The 18,692-nt window shown below is 69.7% G+C and carries 11 protein-coding genes; 6 read left to right on the forward strand and 5 right to left on the reverse strand.

Features of this window, described 5'->3' with window-relative positions; all coding sequences use genetic code 11:
* Positions 1-28 precede the first annotated feature (28 nt).
* On the forward strand, positions 29-3,046 hold the full coding sequence (locus PLE19_03455) for a hypothetical protein (GenBank protein ID HPD13975.1): 3,018 nt from the start codon (positions 29-31) through the stop codon (positions 3,044-3,046).
* Between the two features lie 13 nt (positions 3,047-3,059).
* Here the strand turns inward: PLE19_03455 and PLE19_03460 are convergent, their stop codons facing one another.
* Positions 3,060-4,160 (reverse strand): DEAD/DEAH box helicase, encoded by a 1,101-nt coding sequence (locus PLE19_03460; GenBank protein HPD13976.1) that lies wholly within the window; start codon positions 4,158-4,160, stop codon positions 3,060-3,062.
* A 310-nt stretch (positions 4,161-4,470) separates the two neighbouring features.
* Here PLE19_03460 and PLE19_03465 point away from each other — a divergent pair, with 310 nt between their 5' ends.
* Together PLE19_03465 and PLE19_03470 are read left to right on the forward strand one after the other, a co-directional pair.
* Positions 4,471-6,723, forward strand: a complete 2,253-nt coding sequence (locus PLE19_03465; protein HPD13977.1) for a pyruvate formate lyase family protein — start codon at positions 4,471-4,473, stop codon at positions 6,721-6,723.
* A complete protein-coding gene (locus PLE19_03470) occupies positions 6,720-7,616 on the forward strand; it encodes a glycyl-radical enzyme activating protein (GenBank protein ID HPD13978.1) in 897 nt (298 codons plus the stop codon). The genes PLE19_03465 and PLE19_03470 overlap by 4 nt, the downstream gene beginning before the upstream one ends.
* 7 nt (positions 7,617-7,623) lie before the next feature.
* On the opposite strand, the gene PLE19_03475 is transcribed toward PLE19_03470, so the two are convergent.
* The gene (locus PLE19_03475; protein ID HPD13979.1) at positions 7,624-8,550 is read right to left on the reverse strand and encodes a metallophosphoesterase; all 927 of its coding nucleotides are present in this window, start codon (positions 8,548-8,550) and stop codon (positions 7,624-7,626) included.
* Between the two features lie 163 nt (positions 8,551-8,713).
* Here PLE19_03475 and PLE19_03480 point away from each other — a divergent pair, with 163 nt between their 5' ends.
* Both PLE19_03480 and PLE19_03485 read left to right on the forward strand, forming a co-directional pair.
* Positions 8,714-10,321, forward strand: a complete 1,608-nt coding sequence (locus tag PLE19_03480; GenBank protein ID HPD13980.1) for a hypothetical protein — start codon at positions 8,714-8,716, stop codon at positions 10,319-10,321.
* Positions 10,322-10,325: 4 nt separating this feature from the next.
* Positions 10,326-11,441: a sialate O-acetylesterase gene (locus tag PLE19_03485; protein ID HPD13981.1), complete on the forward strand. Its 1,116-nt coding sequence runs from the start codon at positions 10,326-10,328 to the stop codon at positions 11,439-11,441.
* Positions 11,442-11,822: 381 nt separating this feature from the next.
* Here PLE19_03485 and PLE19_03490 read toward each other — a convergent pair whose 3' ends face one another.
* Both PLE19_03490 and PLE19_03495 read right to left on the reverse strand, forming a co-directional pair.
* Positions 11,823-12,626: an amidohydrolase family protein gene (locus PLE19_03490; protein ID HPD13982.1), complete on the reverse strand. Its 804-nt coding sequence runs from the start codon at positions 12,624-12,626 to the stop codon at positions 11,823-11,825.
* Complete coding sequence (locus tag PLE19_03495) at positions 12,613-14,526, reverse strand: oligopeptide transporter, OPT family (protein ID HPD13983.1); 1,914 nt, start codon at positions 14,524-14,526, stop codon at positions 12,613-12,615. The genes PLE19_03490 and PLE19_03495 overlap by 14 nt, the downstream gene beginning before the upstream one ends.
* 239 nt (positions 14,527-14,765) lie before the next feature.
* Here PLE19_03495 and PLE19_03500 point away from each other — a divergent pair, with 239 nt between their 5' ends.
* Positions 14,766-16,970: a glycoside hydrolase family 2 TIM barrel-domain containing protein gene (locus PLE19_03500; GenBank protein ID HPD13984.1), complete on the forward strand. Its 2,205-nt coding sequence runs from the start codon at positions 14,766-14,768 to the stop codon at positions 16,968-16,970.
* A gap of 28 nt (positions 16,971-16,998) precedes the next feature.
* On the opposite strand, the gene PLE19_03505 is transcribed toward PLE19_03500, so the two are convergent.
* Positions 16,999-18,309, reverse strand: coding sequence for a Gfo/Idh/MocA family oxidoreductase (locus tag PLE19_03505; GenBank protein ID HPD13985.1), 1,311 nt, complete (start codon positions 18,307-18,309; stop codon positions 16,999-17,001).
* Between the last annotated feature and the right edge of the window lie 383 nt (positions 18,310-18,692).

An 18,692-nucleotide genomic window follows, 5' to 3' on the forward strand; every position in this document is an offset into this window, starting at 1 on the left:
GCACAGAGAGTCCCTCATGAGCCGAGCCTTGAGTCCCTTGGTTCTCTTCGGGTTGGCTGCCTTCTGTGTGGCCGGACAGCAGGCGGACCTCGAGGCGCGGAAGCGCCTCCGGGCCTCACCGCCGCCAGGCATTTACCTGCCCACGATCTTCGAGAACCCGACCACGCCCGAGACCCGTACCCTCACGCCCGCCGAGGCGGATGCCGCGCTGGAGCGAGACTGGCTGTTCCAGGCGATGGGCGAGCCGCTCCTCCAGCGCGCAGCCAAGGAGATCGGCTGGACGCGCAGCCTGGCGCAGCGCCTCGCCGCAGGAGGCAGTTCGCTCGGCTTCGCCGCAGAACTGGGCGAACTCCAGACGCTGGAGCGACGCCTGGCGGCTCTCGCCGCAAGCCCCCCTGCGCTCCCGCCCGAGGCGGCGGCCGGTGCGGTGCCGCACTGGATCTGGTTCCCCGAGGGCAAGCCCATCGAGGATGCGCCGGCCGAGGCACGGTTTTTCCGCCGCACGTTCGAGCTTCCAGCAGGCGAGGTGCGCCGCGCCGGCCTGCGCATCACGGCCGACGACGCCTGCGAGGTGTTCGTAAATACTGCCCACGTCGCGAGTAACGACACCTGGCAGCGCCTGGCCACCGTCGAGATCAGCAAACACCTGCGGCCCGGCAGGAACGTCCTGGCTGTGAAGGCGGTGAACAGGCCCTTCTCCGGCAAGAACCCCGCCGGCCTGATCGCGCATCTTGCCATCGTCTTCGCTGACGGACGCCAGGTGGCGATCGCCAGCGATGCTTCGTGGCGAGCAGAGAAGGCCGAGACGGCAGGTTGGCAGGAGCCGGCCTTCGACGACTCGGCCTGGAAGCAGGCCCTGGTGTCGGCACCCCTCGGCGGCGGCCCCTGGCGGGACATTGCGGGCCTGGGCGAGCCAGGAGATGCGGCCTCCGTCTATGCCCACGCCGATCCCGCGGCCAAGGAGCTCTATCTCGCCATTCGCAAGGTCAAGCGTCGCATCACCTTCCGGAATCCGGCGTTGGACTTCTCGCAAGTGCTCTTCATTGACCAGCCTTATCCGACCGGCCCAGAGACCCGCCACGAGGCCATTCACCGAATGGGTATCTGGGCCACGCCCGGCGGCCGTCTCCTCGTCCTGGAAGGGCTGCACCCGGGCGGCGCCGTGCGCAAGCTCGCCCCCGACGCGCCGGGCTCCTTCTGGCGGCCCGACCTATCGTTCGACGCCAAGAGGGTGCTGTTCTGCTATAAGTCACACGCCGACAAGAGCTTCCACCTCTACGAGATCAATCTCGACGGCACCGGGCAGCGCCAGCTTACCAGTGGCGACTACGATGATGCCGACCCCATCTACCTCCCCGATGGCCACATCATGTTCGTGACCACTCGCGGCAACTCTTACGTGCGCTGCGGCCCGTTCATATACTCTTATATACTGGCGCGTTGCGACGCCGATGGGTCCAACATCTACCTCATCAGCATGGGCGGCGAGCCCGACTGGACGCCCGCCCTGCTGCCCGATGGCCGCATTATCTACTCGCGCTGGGAGTACACGGATAAGCCCCTCTGGCGAGTGCAGAGTCTATGGACTACAAACCCAGATGGCACCAATACTTCGGTCTTCTGGGGCAACCAGAGCGTTTGGCCCGACCACCTCTCGGAGCCGATGCCCATCCCCAACAGCCGCCGGGTGATGTTCAGCGGCGTGGGCCATCACGAGTGGTGGAATGGCTCGATCGGCATAGTGGACCCCGAGAAGGGCCGCAACTTCCCCGATGGCCTGACGAAGGTCACTGCGGACGTCCGTTGGGCCGAGTGCTCGACCCCACCTGTTGACCCCATCGAGGCCGCCGACTATCACGCGTCCGGCCGCTTCACGGGCTACAAGACGCCGTATCCCCTTACCGAACAGGACTTTCTGGTGTCGGCGTGCGGCGCGGTGGGCAGGTTCCGTCTGTACCTGATGGACGTCCACGGAAATCGCGAACTGATCTACGAGGGTGCGCATAACATCCTGCACGCCATGCCGATACGCCCGCGCCGCACACCGCCCGTCATCCCCGACCGGGTGGCGTGGCCGGGCACGGGCAAGGACCGCAAGCCGCCTGAGCCAGGGGTCTTCTTCAGCCCGGATGTCTATGAGGGCGTGCCGGACCTGCCCCGTGGCAGCGTCAAGTACTTACGGGTGTGGCAGATGGACCACAAGACTTACTCGACCTGGCGCAAGACCTACCGCAACTCCGGCCCGCCCGTCTCCATCGTGCAGGAGGAGGGCGTGAAGCGGATCCTCAGCGAGGTCCCGGTCGAGGCCGACGGTTCCGTCTGTTTCAAGGCGCCCGCCGGCAAGGCCCTCCACTTTCAGCTTCTCGACGAGCATCGCCGGTGCCTCCAGACCATGCGGAGCTTCAGTGGCGTGATGCCGGGTGAGGTCCGCGGCTGCGTGGGCTGCCACGAGCTGCACAGCGCCACCCCGCCCTTCACCCAGGGCATCGCATTCCGACGCCCACCAACCGAACTCTCCCCTCCCCCGTGGGGAACGGAAAGCATTGGCTACGAGAGATTTGTGCAGCCCGTCCTCGATCGTTACTGCGGCAAGTGCCATCAGGGCGACGGGAGGGGGAGGGAGAAGCTCGATCTCACGCTGCGGCCGGGGGTGAGCGTGTTCAAGGAGCCGTATCTAACTCTCGTCGGTGCAGCAGGTTGGGGCAATCCTGCGCCGGGCAATCGCCCGGGCTATGGGATTGCCGCCGCGCTGCCTGTCGAAACGATGGACCCTTCTCTGAACGACCCGCGCGCTTACGCCACCTTCAGGCCGATGACCTATCTATCGTTCAGGTCGAAACTTATCGAGATTGCGATGGGCGGAAAGCACAACGATGTGAAAGTGGACCCTCTGAGCCTGCACCGTCTCATCGCGTGGGTGGACGCCTGTGCGCCCTACAATGGCGAGGAGGAGATCCGCGCGATGCCGGACCCCGATTTCCCAGGGATTGAGGAGCTGCCTGTCCGCCCCCTGGTCGGCACGGCGCCGGTCATCGAGCGTCCTTGATTGGGAGACCGCCTCAGGCGTAGGCGCGGGTGAGCTCGAGCTTGGAGCCGACGAGGCGCTCGACCTCGGCGACGTTGCGCCGCTGGTCGCGGGTGACGAAGCTCGTCGCCCGCCCGGTGGCCTCGTGGCGTGCCGTCCGCCCGATGCGGTGAACGTAGTCCTCGGCCGAGCCGGGGAAGTCGTAGTTGATGACGTGCTCGATGTCGGCGACGTCAATCCCGCGAGCCGCAATGTCGGTCGCGATGAGGATGCGGCAGCGCCCCTCGCGGAAGGCGTTCATGGCCTGGTCGCGCTGCGGCTGGGTGCGGTCCGAGTGGAGCCTGCCGACACGGTGGTGATGCCGAGAGACGGCGGCGGCGAGCCGCTCGGCGCCCCGCTTGGTGCGCACGAAGACGAGCACGCGGCCCTCGCTCCTGTCGAGCAGGTCGAGGAGCAGGCGGGTTTTCTCATTCTCGTTGACGGCGAAGAGTTGCTGCTCGGCGCGGGCCACGGGCGCCACGCGGCCGACTTGGATGCGTTCGGGCTGGCGCATGTTCCGGCGCGCGATCTGCTCGACGTCGGCCGGCATGGTGGCGGTGAACATCAGGGTCTGGCGCTCGCGCGGCAGGGCCTCGATGACGCGGCGGATCTGGGGGATGAAGCCCATGTCGTGCATCCGGTCCGCCTCGTCCACCACGAACGTCTCGATCTCGTCGAGCACCACGGTGCGCGAGTTGAGGTGGTCAATCAGGCGCCCGGGCGTGGCCACCAGCACGTTGGGCCACGAGCGCAGGGCCTTGTAGTCCTCGTCCATCGGGATGCCGCCGACAACGATGGCCGCCCGGATGCCGCTGGAGCGGCCGAGGGTCTCGAATACGCCGTGAATCTGTTGCGCGAGTTCGCGCGTCGGGGCGAGCACCAGGGCGCCCAGCTCGACGCGATGGGCCATGCGCTGGATGATCGGCAGCGCGAAGGCGGCTGTCTTGCCCGTGCCCGTCTGCGCCACGCCGATCAGGTCCTTGCCCTCGAGCGCGATGGGGATACATTGCGCCTGGATCGGCGTCGGGGTCTCGTAGCCTGCGGCGGCGATGTCCTGGCGAATGCTCTCGAGCAGCGGATAGTCCGCAAACCTCACGTTCTTCTGTCCTGTCACGAACTCTGCCTCTCAAACAAGGGGGCCAGACCGGTCGGGGTGCAGAGGGTGGGCGGGAGACGAATCGGCGGGTGGTCTTACCGGAAGGCGAGAATCAGCCAGAATGCGTCTACTCTTGCTTCGGCCTCTGACAACACGTTGTCCCAACCATCTACTCATCTGACCCGTTATCATAGCGGATCGGCGGGAGAATAGCAAGCGCGTTCCGGCGTTTGACTCGAGGAGGCGTGTGCGGGATGATATAGGGGAAGGCGGACGGGTCCATTTCGTGTCACACGGCAAGGGGTGTGAGATGCGTGATACGACGCGGCTGGCCGCCTTGCGGCGCCGCGTGCGCGCGGCGATGGAGCAGCCGCCCGTGCGGTGGGAGTGTCCCGCGCGCATCGCCGAGTGCTACATGGCCGAGCCGCTCGCGGTGCGCAAGGCGCGCGCCATCGCCCTCAAGCTGGCGGCCATGCCCACCGAGCTCTGGCGCGGCCAGCTCTTCGCGGGCTCGATGACGCTCGAGGAGCCGCGCGTGCACGCCGAGTGGGGCTTTCCCGACTACGCCACCGACGCGGAGCGCGACGCCGCCGCGGCCAAGGGGCTGAGCATCCGCTCGGTCTTCGGCCACGTGGTGCCCGATTATCCGACACTGCTCGCCAAGGGCCTTCGCGGCATCCGCGCCGATGCGGAGGCCCAGCGGCCCCTCGCCGCGACCCCGCAGGAGACGGCCTTCCTCGATTCGGTCGCCATCGCCCTCGACGCGGTGATGGACTTCGCGGCCCGGCTGGCGACGCGCTGCGAGGCAGAGGCCGGCGCCGAGTCGGACGCGGCCCGCGCGGCCGAGCTGCGGCAGATGGCCGCGAACCTGCGCCAGGCGCCCGCGGGGCCGTCGCTCACCTTCTGGCAGGCCCTCCAGAGCGTGTGGCTGCTCCACATGATCTTCCATTCGACGATGAACGGCAACGCGCTGGGCCGCCTCGACCAGTACGCCTGGCCGCTGCTCGAGGCCGACCTGGCGGCGGGCCGCCTGACCCTCGACGGCGCGGCCGAGCTGGTCGGCTGCTTCTGCCTGAAGTTCAACGAGCGCGCCAAGACCACCGACGAGCAGCGCCCCGAGGCCCGCGAGCCCGAGCCGCTCGACCCGGCCCGCCGCACCCGCCATTACACCTCGTCGCAGATCGGCACCCGCCGCGACGGCCTCGACGCCACGAACCACTGGCTCCAGAACATCGTGGTCGGCGGCCTCACGCCCGAGGGGGCCGACGGCACCAACCCTCTGTCGTTCCTTCTCCTCGACGCCTACGCGCGCAACGAGATGACCAATCCTCTCCTCACGGTGCGCCTGCACCGCGGCACGCCCGAGGCGTTGCTGCGCCGCGCCTGCGAGGTGCTCAAGGCCGGCGGCGGCATGCCGGCGCTCTTCAACGACGAGGCCCTGGTGCCCGCCCTCGAACGCCTCGGCATCCCGACCCCCGACGCGCGCGACTACACCAACGACGGCTGCTGGGAGGTGATCCTCCCCGGCCGCACCAACTTCGTGTTCCAGCGCCTCAGCCTGATGCTGTGCCTGCTCTGGGCGTTGGGCCGCGACCGCTCCGAGGCCGCGCCCGACACCGGCGACCCGCGCGCCTTCGCGTCGTTCGACGACGTCTGGCGGGCCTTCCTCACCCAGATGGACTCGATGGTCGGCCGCGTGGTGCGCCGTGTGGCGGACACCGTGAACGACCGCAGCACGATCGCGCCCGTGCCGCTGCTGAGCGCGCTGATGGACGGTGCGATCGCCGCGCGGCGCGACATGACGGCGGGCGGCTCGAAGTACCGCACCTTCGGCATGCTCGCCGAGAGCGCCGCGCACGCGATCGACTCGCTCGTGGCCATCAAGACCGTCCTCTTCGAGCAACGGGCAGCCACGATGGCCGAGCTGTGCGACGCCCTCGCGGCGAACTTCGAGGGCCACGAGGCGTTGCGGAGGCGGCTGCTCTGCGCGCCCAAGTACGGCAACGACGACGGCCGCGCCGACGCGGTGGGCCGTGACGTGATCGCCGCCTTCACCGAGGCCGTGGCCCGCCACGCCGAGGCCCACCGGGCCACTGTGCTCTTTCCCGCGGGCGTGGGCACGTTCTCCTGGTACATCGGCATCGGCGAGGGCCTGGGCGCGTCGCCCGACGGGCGGCTGGCCGGCGAACCCGTGTCGTCGAACTTCTCGCCCGCGCTGGGCCGCGACCTCGACGGCCTGCCGAGCGCGATCCTGTCGTATGCGAAGATGCACCCCGAGCGCCTGCCCGCGGGCGGCCCGCTCGACCTGCGGCTGGCCCGCCGCCTGGTCGAGGGCGATGCAGGCACGGCGCGCATGGCCGGGCTCGTCCGCGGCTTCGTCGAGAGCGGCGGCGCCATGATGACCCTCACCGTCGCCGACACCGAGGAACTGCGCGCCGCCCAACGCGAGCCCGACCGCTACCAGTCGCTCCGCGTCCGCATGGGCGGCTGGTGCGCCTACTTCACCATGCTCAGCCGCGAGCAGCAGGACCACCACATCCGCCGCCAGGAGGCCCGCTCGTGACGGGCGCCGAGGGCCTCCTCTTCGACCTCGACACCTTCGCGGTGCACGACGGCCCGGGCATTCGCCTGGCCGTGTACCTCAAGGGCTGCCCGCTGGCCTGCCGCTGGTGCCACAGCCCCGAATCCATCCGCCCCGAGCCCGAGGTGATCTTCCTGCGCGACTGCTGCGTGCTGTGCGGCCGTTGCGGCGCCGTGTGCCCGCGAGGCGTCCACGCGCTGAGCGGGGCGCGGCACGCTCTGGACCGCGACAAGTGCCTCGCCTGCGGGCGCTGCGTCGAGGCCTGCCCCTCGGGCGCGCTGGCGGTCAAGGGCGTGCGGATGTCCGCCGAGGCCATCGTGGCCAAGGCGGAGCGGCTCAAGCCCTTCTTCGACCACTCGGGCGGCGGGGTGACGCTCACCGGCGGCGAGGTGACGCGGCAGGCGGACTTCGCAGAGGCCATCCTCGCGGGCTGCCAGGAGCGCGGCATCCACACGGCGATGGAAACGTGCGGGGCCTGCCGCTGGGAAACGCTCGAGCGGCTCGCCGCGCGCAGCGACCTGGTGCTCTTCGACCTCAAGCTGATGGACGACGCCGAGCACCGCCGCTGGACGGGGGCGTCGAACCGCGGGATTCTGGCCAACGCCGCGCGGCTGGCGGGGCGCAACGTGGTGGTCCGCGTGCCCCTCATCCCCGGCATCACCGACACGGAGGCGAACCTGGACGCGCTGTTCGCGTTCCTCGGCGAGCGCGGGCTGCGGCGGGTGGAGTTCCTGCCCTTCAACCCCTGGTCGGGCGCCAAGTACGAGTGGCTCGGGCGAGCGGGCGAGGTGGCGGGCGAGCGCCAGAGCGCGGCGCGGCTCGCCGAGATCGCGCGCCGCGCCGAGGCGGCCGGGCTCGCGGCCTCAATCGCGTGACGCGCGCTCAGCCCGCCTTCTTCGCCTCCGCGGGCGCGGCGCGGTCCACGTCGAGCTTGCGCTTGAGGTCGGGGTGGCGGGCCTCGTAGAGGTCGCCTTTCTCGATCACCAGACATGCGGCGGGGCCGCCGTAGTACTCGCTCATCCCCACGTCCACGCGCACCAGGCGGCCGCCGGCCCGCACGAGCACGCCCTCGCGCGCCACGGTGTGGCCGATGACCATGCGTTTGGCCCCGTACTTGGCGAACACCTCGTCGAGCGCGGCGGCCACCTCCTCCTCGTCGCCCAGGGCGAGGAAGCGGGTCCAGAGCGGGCCGGTGTAGCTGAGGGTCAGGCCGCCCTCCTCCTCCTGCCCGAGCTCGCGGCGGACGGCGTCGTTGATCTGGCGGAGCGACGGCTTGGCCCACAGCGGCAGGAGGCCGGCGTGGGCGAACAGGGTGTCGTTGATCTGGATGACGGCGTTGTGGCGGCGGAGCCACTGGCCGTAGGCGCCCTCGGCGCTCATCGCCTGGCGGAAGTCGGCCGCGGTGCCGAACGCCTGGATTTCGCCGGGGTGGAGGTAGAACCAGGCGCCGGCCAGCACCATGGCCTCGTGGTTGCCGAGCAGGGCGTGCACGGCGCCCCCCGCCTTCGCGGCCTGGGCCTCCAGCTTCATCAACAGGTCCATCGCCCGGCGGGAGTCGGGGCCGCGGTCGAGCACGTCGCCGAGTTGCACCAGATGGGTCTTGCCGGCGGCCCAGTCGTTCCTGTCGTCCACCACGCCGGCCGCGCGAAGGGCCTTGACGAATTGGCCGAAGTCGCCGTGCACGTCGCCCACGGCGACGATCCGCTCGACGCCCTTCCACGTGTCCTGCTGCGCCTGCGCCGCCGCGGCCAGAAGGAGAATCAGGAGCCACTCGAGGGGAGCGAATGGCGTGACAACTCTCCGCCGCATTCCTGCGCCTCCGGAGACTCAAGACCGCCTGAAGGCGGGACTCCGAACCGGAGGGGCCCGCGTCGCCTGGAGTTCCGCCTTCAGGCGGTCTTGACGCGAATGAGCCAACCTGCCATCATTATGCCGTGGCGGGGGCGCCCGTGCAACGGGAATGCGAGATGAGATGAGGCGCGCGGAGGCCATCGCGGCGGGGGTGATCCTGGCGGGCAGCGCCGCGCTGCTCTTCACGCGGCTGGGCCGCCACGCCTTCTGGAACGACGAGGCCTACACGGCGCTGCTCGCCCAGAGCGTGTGGCGCACGGGCGACACCGGCGCCGTCATCGGGCACAATCTCCTCGCGTTCCAGGGCGGCGCGGCATTGGAGAACCTTCGCCACCGCTTCGACCCGCCGCTGGCCTACTACGTTGCCGCGCCGTTTCTCGGCATCCTGGGCGGTTCCGCCTGGGCGGGCCGCCTGCCGTTCGCGTTCTGCGGCCTGGCCACCGTGGCGCTGATGGTGCGCTGGGCGTGGCGGCAGAGCGCCCCCCCCTCGGCCTGGGGGGTCCTGGCCGTGGCGCTTCTCGGCAACGTGTCGCTGATGCTTTTCTCGCGCCAGTGCCGCTACTACGCCCTGGCCATGCTCCTCTCGACCGCGCTGGCGTACCTCTACGTGCACGGTCGCGAGGCAGAGACGCCTCGCGCGCAGCGCCTGCGATGGCTGCTGGCGATGGCGGCCCTCTCGGTGTGCCTGCTGGCGACGAACTACATCAACTACGCTGCGTTCTACGCCTGCGCGGCGGCGGACTACCTGGCCTGGGGCCGCCGGCGCTGCCGGCTGGCGCGGCGCGATCTGGCCCTGCTCTTCGCCCCGCAGGTCATTCTCGGCGGCCTGATCGTCGCCGTGTGGAACCCGCTCGGCAAGGCCGTGGTGCCCCACGAGAGCGCGTCCTGGCTCGCCGACAAGGCGACGCTGTTCTGGTGGAACCTGCGCGACCTGAGCCGATGCGAGTTCGGCGTGGCCGCGCTCATCCTTTCCGCCCCGGTGCTCTGCTGGGCGACCCGGGACGCCTGGCTCCTCCGCGCGTTCACGGCGCTGCTGGTCTACGTGGCGGCGGCCACCCTGCTCTCGCCCCAGCCCGTGAGCGTGACCAGCTTCGCCGATGTGCGCTACCTCGTGCCGCTGGTCCCGCTGTGCATCGCGCTGGGCGTGCTATGCGTTCGAGCGCTGGGGAGACGACTCCCCGCCGCCGCTGTGCCGCTGGCCGTCGCCGCCTTCGGCACGAACCTGCTCCAGCTCGGCCCGCACCTGGGCGACCCTGTGCGTTCGACCCTCGCCGAGTACCTCGGCGAGCTGGCCCGCCCGCGGACGACCGCCTACGGCGCCGCAGCGGCGTGGGTCAACGCGAACGTGGCCGAGGGCGAGAGCGTGTGGGTGCTGCCCGAGTACGCCGTCTCGCCGCTGATGTTCCACGCGCCGCGGGCGGTCTACGCCTGGCAACTGAGCTGGCCGCCGGCCGAGCAGTTCCGCGGCCTGCCCGACATCCATTTCAAGGACCGCGTGCCGCCCGACGTCATTCTCGCCTTCGGGCCCGTCGTCCAGCCGCTCCGCAGGATACTCGCCGCCTGGGAGAGTCGGGGCTGGCGCTATGACCAGGCGGCGACGCTGGACGTCTACTGGCGCGACGACGCCCGGCCCGAGCTCTTCTGGCATGCCTTCCGCCCCGTGGCGCGCTTCGACCGGGCGACGGAGGGCATCTGCATTTTCCGCCTCCACCATGGCGAAAGGAGATGAACCCGTGAACAGGCTCGCATACCTCCTCGCCGCGCTGGCGTCCGGCCTCGCAGGCGTCTCGGCGGCCGAGAGGGCCGACGCCGACCCCAGGCCCCAATTGCCCAGGCCCGACGCCAAGGCGCCCGACGTTACGAAGCCGGTCAAGGTGTTCATCCTGATGGGGCAGTCCAACATGGTCGGCATGGGGGAGCTGGGGCCGGAGACCACCAAGGGCACCCTCGCCTACCTCACCAGGAAGGAGGGCAAGTACCCGTGGCTGGTGGACGAGGCGGGCAACTGGACGGTTCGCACGGACGTCTACTACTACGACGCCCGCGTGAAGAAGGGCAGCCCTCTGAGCCCGACCTCGAACAATGGAAAGACGATCGGGCCGGAACTGGGTTTCGGTTACGTCATGGGTTACGTCCTCGATGAGCCCGTGCTCGTCCTCAAGTCGTGCATCGGCAACCGCAGCCTGGGCTGGGACCTCTTGCCGCCCGGCAGCGAGCGGTACGAGTTCGAGGGCAAGGTGTACGCGGGCTACAAGGATCGGCCGCCCTTCTGGGACATGGACAAGGAGAAGGGCACGGCGACAGAGCCTCCCGCGTGGACCGACAGGAAGACCGGGAAGGCCATAGACTGGTATGCCGGCAAGCAGTACGACACCGACGTGGCCGACGCGAAGGATGTGTTGAAGAACCTCGCCAAGTGCTGGCCCGACTACCGGGGCCAGGGCTACGAGGTCGCCGGCTTCGTCTTCTGGCAGGGCCACAAGGACACGGGCAGTGCGGCTCACGCCAGCCGTTACGAACAGAACCTCGTGCGGTTCATCCAGTGCCTTCGGAAGGATTTCGACGCCCCCGACGCCAAGTTCGTGCTGGCCACGGGGTGCGGGAACCCCGGACGCACGGGTCTTGGGCTCCAGATCGCCGAGGCGCAGCTCGCCATCGCCGACGCGAAGAAGCACCCCGAGTTCGCCGGCAACGTGAAGGCCGTAGATTCACGCGACCTGTGGCGGGAGGCGGACGTGTCGCCGAAGAACCAAGGCTACCACTACAACCGCAACGCCGAGACCTACCTGGAAGTCGGCCTCCGCCTCGGCTGGGCCATGGCGGATCTGCTGAGGAACAAGAAGGAATGACCGCCTGCCCGCACATGCGGTGCCAGGCACCTAATGAGGACATAAGTCCTTGTCATTATGGCGTTTATGGGCTGCGATGACATTTCGATGGATGCGCTGGGGGTGTCGGCAGGGGCGCGTGGCCCGGGGGCAAGTGTCCATACTTGCTCATCCCCAGGGGGAGAGAGTGAGCAAGTATGGACGGAAGCGGGAGAGTAGGCGATTGCCGCGGTTCCGGCCATACAGCGCCCGTCCGGGCGGTGAGCAAGTATGGGCGGAAGGGGGAGAATGGGCAATTCTCGCGATTCCGGCCGCGCCGGGCCCGTCCGGACGGTGAGCAAGTATGGGCGTGAGGCCGGGGGCGCGCGAACAGCGATGCGCGCGGGCCGGCCGCCGGCCTGTTCAACTCCTGGGGGGGAAGAGCTCGTCGGCGGTGCCGGCGAAGTAGCGCTGCTTGTGGGCCTGGGTGTAGCCGAGTTCGTCGAGGATGGCCAGGTCGGTTTCGATGTGCCACTTCTGGCCGGCGAGGCGGCCGGGGAGGCAGCCGTCGGTGCCGAACATGACGCGCTCGACGCCGCAGAACTCGAGGGCGTTGGCGAGGGCGGCCTTGCGGATGTGGGGCGGGGTGCCGCGGGTGGTGTCTATGTAGCTCTGCCAGCGGGTCTTGTCGTAGCCCGCCGCCGCGCGCATCCTGCCCATGACGGCCAGGGCCTCCTCGCACCAGGGCCAGGAGATGTGGGCCATGGCGAAGCGGATGTTGGGGTAGTGGAGGAGCTTTTCGAGCCAGAGCGGGCGGCAGAAGCGCGAGCCGTCGTCGTAGCCGTAGAGGATGCCGGTGTGGAAGAGGACGCGGGCCTTGAGGGCGTGCAGGCGCTCCCAGAAGGGCTCGAGGCGCTCTTCGTAGGCGTACCAGTGGTCGGGGATGATCTTGATGCCGGTGAAGCCGAGCTCGGTGACGGCCTCCTCGGCGAGGCCGGCGATGCCGGGGATGGTGGGGTTGAGCCAGGCCAGGCCGCCGATGCGGTCGGGCGCGCCGTCGAAGACCTTCCTGGCCGCGAGGAGATTCTCGCGCGTCTTCTGGAGGGAGACGCGCTCGGTCTCGGAGATGAGCAGGATGCGCTCGACGCCCAAGGCGTCCATCTGGGCGAGCGCCTCGGCGGTGTCGGTGGGGCCGGTCATGTGGACGTGGCAGTCAACGATTCGCATGGGGCACCTCCATTCGCGGGGGGCGGGTGGCGACGCGGAAGAGCGCGATGAGCACGACGTGGAAGAGCACGACGGCGGGCCATCGGAGCGGCCCGCCTGCGGGGCCGACGGCGAGGGGGTTCTGGCCGGCGTTGAGCACGATGGGGATGGCGAGGAGGATGCCGAGGAGGGCCTCGCCGGTGATGAGGCCGGCGGCCAGGAGCACGCCGTGCGGCTCGGCGGCGGGCCGGGCGCGGCGGCGGCGGAGCGTCCGTTCGCTCATCCAGGCGATGAGGCCGCCGGCGAAGATGGCCACGCCGAGTTCGAGCGGCAGGTAGATGCCCACGGCCACGGCGAGCACGGGCGTGCGGAAGCGGCTGCCGCGGCGCTCGAGCACGGTATCGAGCGCGGCCACCACGACCGCGGCCGCCGCGCCGATGGCGACCATGCCCCACGGCAGGTCGCGCGCGAAGACGCCGCGGGCCACCGAGGCCATGAGCGTGGCTTGCGGGGCGCGAAGCGGGCTCGGGTGCGTGGCCGTCGGCTCGCCGATGCCGTAGGCGGCGAGGAGCAGCGAGAGGATGGGCGCGAGCACCAGGGCCGCGGCCGCCACGCCCACGGCCTCCATCACCTGCTGCTTCCAGGGCGTGGCGCCCACGAGCTGGCCGGTCTTGAGGTCCTGGAGCACGTCGCCGCCGATGGCCGCGGCGCAGCAGACCACGGCCCCGACGAGAATCGCGGCCGCCGGCCCCGCCGCGCCGCCTACGCCGAGGGCGAGGAGCAGCAGGGCGGTCGTGAGAATCGTGGCGATCGTGACGCCCGAGATGGGGTTGTTCGACGAGCCGACCAGCCCGGCCATGTACGACGCCACGGCGGAGAACAGGAACCCGGCGAGGAGCATCACGACGGCGAGGAAGGCCGCGACCGCCGTGCTGCCCGCCAGGTGGCGGAACAGCGCGAAGAGGGGCACGACGGATGCCACGAGGGCGATGCCCACCCACGGCATCGGCGCGTCGCGCTCGGTGCGGGGCGTCGAGCCGCCGTCGCGCGCGTGGCGATAGGCGGCCAGGCCCGAGCGGATGCCGCGCACGAGGCTCGGCCACAGCCGCACGATGGCCCACAGCCCGCCCACGATCATCGCGCCCACGCCGATGTAGCGGGTCTGCGTCTTCCACAGGGTCCAGGCCAGCGCCGACGGCTCGGGCTCCGGCCCGGCTCCCTGCGCCGCGGCGGCGATGGGGATGGCGACGAACCAGTTGGCCGCGCCGCCCAGGAAGACGAGCACGGCGATGTTGAACCCCACGATGTAGCCGACGCCCACCAGCGCGGGCGCGAGGCTCGCGGCGAAGCAGAAGACGGAGCGCCCCGCCCGCGTCGCGGCCTCGACCGAGCCGGTCCAGAGGTGAAGCCCCGTCTCGCCGAGCTTGAAGAGCGCGCCCAGCCCCGCGCCGAAGACGAGGGGGCCGAGGCCGCCGCCCGCCTTCGCGCCCACGCGGAGCACGGCCGCCGTGGCCACGCCCTCGGGGAAGGCCAGCTTGGCCTCGACGACGAGCGCCCGCCGCAGCGGAATCGTGAACAGCGTGCCGAGCAGGCCGCCGAGGCCGGCGATGAGGGTCGTCTGCCAGTAGTCGAACTCCGCCCAGGCGCCCAGGATCAGCAGCGCGGGCAGCGTGAAGATCACGCCGGCCGCGAGCGACTCGCCCGCCGAGGCGGCCGTCTGCACGATGTTGTTCTCCAGGATGCTCGCGCGGCGGAAGCCGCGCAGCACGGCCATCGAGATGACGGCCGCGGGGATGGAGGCCGACACGGTCATCCCCGCCAGCAGGCCGAGATAGGCGTTGGCCGCCCCCAGCACCATCGAGAGCAGCACGCCCAGCACCACCGCCTTCACAGTGATCTCGGGGAGGTCAGGCTCGTGCATTCAGACTCCTCTTGGCTGCGAGAGGCAAATAGTGTATCCTATGACGCCGTTCGAGGAAAGGGGCAAATGGCATCGTGCCCCGGGAAGGATCGCCGAGTTCGCGGCGCGGGCTTCAGCCCGTACCTCTCCGGCCTGAAGGCCGCACTACCAACCTGAAGGAGCTTGCCGTGAAGGTGAGGTCGCTGGGGTTCGTCGTTGCGTTGGGACTCGCCGCATCAGCCCTCGCCGCCGAATGGCAGATGGCCAAGGGGCCATTGATGACCCGATGGGCGAAGGACGTTGCGCCCGACAAGGCCTGGCCCGAATACCCGCGCCCCCAGATGGTCCGCAAAGAATGGCAGAACCTCAACGGCCTGTGGGACTATGCAATCGTCGCCAGAGACGCCGCCCAGCCGACGGCCTGGGAGGGCAAGATTCTCGTCCCCTTCCCCGTCGAATCCGCGCTCTCAGGCGTGATGAAGAGGGTGGACGAGAAGCAGCGCCTCTGGTATCGCCGCACGTTCGATGTGCCCGCGGCGTGGAAGGGCAAACGGGTGCTCCTCCACTTCGAGGCCGTGGACTGGGAAACGACCGTGTGGGTGAACGGCAAGGAGCTGGGCACCCATCGCGGCGGCTACGACCCCTTCAGCTTCGACATCACCGACGCGCTGAAGGCCGACGGCGCGCAGGAACTCGTCCTCGCCGTCTTCGACCCCACGGACGCCGGCTTCCAGCCCATCGGCAAGCAGCGCAAGAACCCCGGCGGCATCATGTACACGCCGTCCACCGGCATCTGGCAGACCGCCTGGCTCGAGCCGGTGCCCGTCGCCTGGGTGGACTCGCTGCGGATCGATCCCGACGTGGACGCCGGCCTCGTGCGCGTGACGGTGAAGGGCGCGGGCCAGTGGCGCAAGCCGCCTACCGCCGAGATCGTCGTCCATTCAGGCGGCAAGGAGATCGGCACTGCAAAGGCCGTGGTAGACGAGACGGCCGAGCTGAGGATCCCCGACATCAAGCTCTGGACGCCCGACACGCCGTTCCTCTACGATCTCACGATCAAGCTGGGCGAGGACTCGGTCGAGAGCTACTTCGGGATGCGGAAGATCGCCCTGGGCAAGGACGAGGCAGGGATCACGCGGATGATGCTCAATGGCAAGCCCGTCTTCCACATCGGGCCGCTCGACCAGGGCTTCTGGCCCGACGGGCTGCACACCGCGCCGTGCGACGAGGCCATGCGCTACGACATCGAGATGACGAAGAAGCTGGGGATGAACTGCGCCCGCAAGCACACGAAGTACGAGCCGAGCCGCTGGTACTACTGGTGCGACAAGCTGGGCCTCCTGGTCTGGCAGGACATGCCCAGCATGTTCGTCGAGCCGCCCAGGGAGACGAAGGACAAGCAGGGCAACGTCCGCAAGCCCGGCCCCGCCGCCTTCGAGCGCTTCGAGCAGGCGAAGAAGAACTTCGAGATCGAACTCGTCCGCATGATCGAGTGCCGCCGCAACCACCCCTCCATCGTCATGTGGGTGCCCTTCAACGAGGGCTGGGGCCAGCACGACACCGAACGCTACTGCGAGCTGATCAAGAAGCTCGACCCCACCCGCCTCGTGAACAACGCCAGCGGCTGGACGGATATGAAGGTCGGCGACGTGCACGACATCCACGCCTACCCCGGCCCTGCCATGCCGCCCGTCGAGGAAAAGCGGGCCGCCGTCCTCGGCGAGTTCGGCGGACTCGGCCTGGGCGTGGACGGCCACACGTGGACGGCCAAGCACTGGGGCTATCGGGGCGCGGCCAGCCAGGAGGACCTCACGAAGCAGTACGTGAAGCTCCTCCAGCGCCTCTACCAGCTCCGCGACAAGGGCCTGTGCGCCGGCATCTACACCCAGACGAGCGACGTGGAGACCGAGTGCAACGGCCTGATGACCTACGACCGTGAGCTGGTGAAGCTCGACCTCGAGGCGGCGGCGAAGGCCAACCGCGGCGAGTTCCCGCCCCCGCCCGACGTCAAGGTCATCGTGCCCACGTCGGAGAAGGAAGGCATCGCCTGGCGCTACACCACCGAGAAGCCGGCCGACGACTGGTTCAAGCCTGACTTCGACGACAAGGGCTGGAAGGAAGGCCCCGCCGGCTTCGGCACCCGGAACACCCCCGGCACCACCGTCCGCACCGAGTGGCGCACGCCCGACATCTGGATTCGCCGCACCGTCGAGCTGCCCTCGACCAAGCTCGTCAACCCCGCCCTCTCGATGCACCATGATGAGGACGCCGAGGTCTACATCAACGGCGTGCTGGCCGTGAAGATCGGCGGCTTCACCACGCAGTACGAGGAGTTCGAGCTGACCAAGGAGGGCGCCGCCGCCCTCAAGCCCGGCAGGAACGTCCTCGCCGTCCACTGCAAGCAGACCATGGGCGGCCAGTACATTGACCTGGGCCTCGTGGACCTGGTGCCGAAGGCCCGGTAGCCACACTCTCGGCGCCGCAAGGGCTGTGTCAGATCTGCCACGGCTGGCGCATGGCGCGGCCGCGCAGGCGGTTGGCCTCGGCGTCGCCGGGGAACTCCTCGGCCACGGGGTCCCAGCGCAGCTTGCGCCGCAGCAGCATGCAGATGGTGCCCAGGTGCAGCACCGAGGCGCAGCGGTGGCCCACTTCGGCGGGGAAGTACGGGTCCTTGCGACTCTTCACGCAGTCGAGGAAGTTGCGGTGCTCGCCGGCCGGGCAGGTGAACAGGTGGACGCCCGTGGACGGGATCGGCTCGTTCACGAGGTCCATGTTGCTCGCCCGGATGGGGGCGCACCACGAGGGGCTTTCGGCCCAGCCGTCGGTGCCCTCGAAGCGGATGCCGGTGCCGCCGCTCTTGATGTTCAGCACCACGCCGTTGGCGTAGCGGTAGGTGAGGTCGTAGGTGTGGAAGGTGTCGTAGAGGCCGGTGTCGAAGCGTGAGCCGGTGCCCTCGACCTCGATGGGGCCGGTGCGCTCGGTGTCGTTGGCCCACTGGGCCGTGTCGCACTGGTGGCAGCCCCAGTCGGCGAGAATGCCGGCGCCGGTGTCGGAGACGTAGCGGAACTGGAAGTGCACGCGCCCCGGGCAATAGGGGGTCATGGGCGCGGGGCCGAGCCACATGTCCCAGTCGAGTCCCGCGGGCACGGGCTGGGGCGTGGGGTCGCCCGGGCTGCCGGGCGCCTGGGGCAGGGTGACGACGATGCGCTGGAGCTTGCCGAGGCGGCCGTTGCGCACGATCTCGGCGAGGCGATGGTAGATGGCGATCGAGCGGTCCTCGGTGCTGGTCTGGAACACGGCGGCGTAGCGCTTCACGGTGTCGGCCAGGGCGCGGCCTTCGGCGATGTTGTAGGTGGGCTTCTCGCAGATCACGTCCTTGCCCGCCAGGATGGCGGTGACCGACATCAGGCAGTGCCAGTGGTCGGGGGCGGAGACCATCACGGCGTCCACGTCGGGCCGCTCGACCACGCGGCGCCAGTCGGGCGTGGTGAAGATGGCGTCGGCCTCGGCGGTGCGGCCGGCGTTGTTCAGGGTGTTCACGGCCACCTGATGGCCGCGGCTCAGGCACGCGGCGTCCACGTCGCAGAGGGCCACGATGCGCGCGTCGCGCTGGCGGAGGAAGCCGTTGAGGTTCTGGCCGATGCCGTGGCCGCCGAGGCCCACGAAGCCCATGTTCACGCTGTCGCTGGGCGGGGGCGCGCCCGGTCCGCCCAGGGCGTTGGGCGACACGACGGCGGGCGCGGCCAGCGCCGTGGCGGCCGCGGCGCGCAGGAACTGGCGGCGTGGGATGCTCGGCTCTCGCATGATCGCTTCCTCTCCTTGGGGGACGGTTGGGGGCCACCCACGGCAGTGTAATCCCCGGGGAGATGCGCGTCAAGGCGTTTGCGCGCAACGCCGGGGCGATGTTCAGGGCCGGGGCCGGGGCACGCGGCCGCATGCTGTATCACCCCTGAGCGGGAGAGAGTGATACAGCATGCGATCCGCGGGGACAGAAGCCAGAGAATCGCCAAAGCGCCTTGCTGTATCACCCTTGGGGACGGGAGCGTGGTGATAGGGCATGCGGGCGGGGTGTCTGATTTCTAAGACACGCGCGGAGTCTGCCCGCGCGAGGGATTAGACTGGGTGTAGGCTCTTTCTGTAGGTAGCTTCTGCTGCGGATTCTCGTAGCGACAAGCGTCCCGCTTGTC

Source organism: Planctomycetota bacterium (genome assembly GCA_035384565.1).
Classification (GTDB): domain Bacteria; phylum Planctomycetota; class PUPC01; order DSUN01; family DSUN01; genus DAOOIT01.